This window comes from Anaerotignum faecicola (genome assembly GCA_024460105.1).
Lineage (GTDB): Bacteria > Bacillota > Clostridia > Lachnospirales > Anaerotignaceae > JANFXS01.
On record JANFXS010000083.1, the window covers coordinates 1 to 578 of the forward strand.

A 578-nucleotide genomic window follows, 5' to 3' on the forward strand; every position below is an offset into this window, starting at 1 on the left:
CCGCCTCATACTGCTCCAGCTGGCATGCAATCCGTTTGATATCATCTGACATATATCTGGAAAATACAATAATGGGAACGGAAGATACCAAAAGCATGATCACTACGCAGACTGCAATCATCACACCGATAAACTCATTGCCGGCCATCAGACTATTAAGCGGCACTGCGGAAAAAATCACCCAGCCATTCAATTGCAGTCTTTCGTAAGAGATCAGTATTTTTTCCCCATTGAGATCCTGTGAAATATAGGAACCCTCCAGCTCTGCATGAAGCAGCTTCTCTCTGTCTTCCTCTCTCAATACCTCTTTTTTTTCAGCACCATCATACAGAACCGAGTCCTCCGCCAAAATTCCCGATACGCTGCCGCGGCTCGTGGTAATATCTCTCAAAATACCAGCCACTGATTCCGGAAGCATATTAATTACCAGAAGCATCCCTGCATCAGAATTTTCGTTACCAGCCACACAATACAGAGAAATTACATTTCGCTTCCGGCTCGTAGGAAGCAGATCCTCTTCGTGTAAACTGCGCCATGCATAGCGAAACAGTTCTCCACGCTGCTCAATCCGTACTTTT

Annotated in this window: 1 protein-coding gene; it reads right to left on the bottom strand. The window is 45.5% G+C overall.

The window, feature by feature from the left end:
• The coding region (locus NE664_12865) for a hypothetical protein (GenBank protein ID MCQ4727526.1) at positions 1–578 on the bottom strand (578 nt) is incomplete at both ends.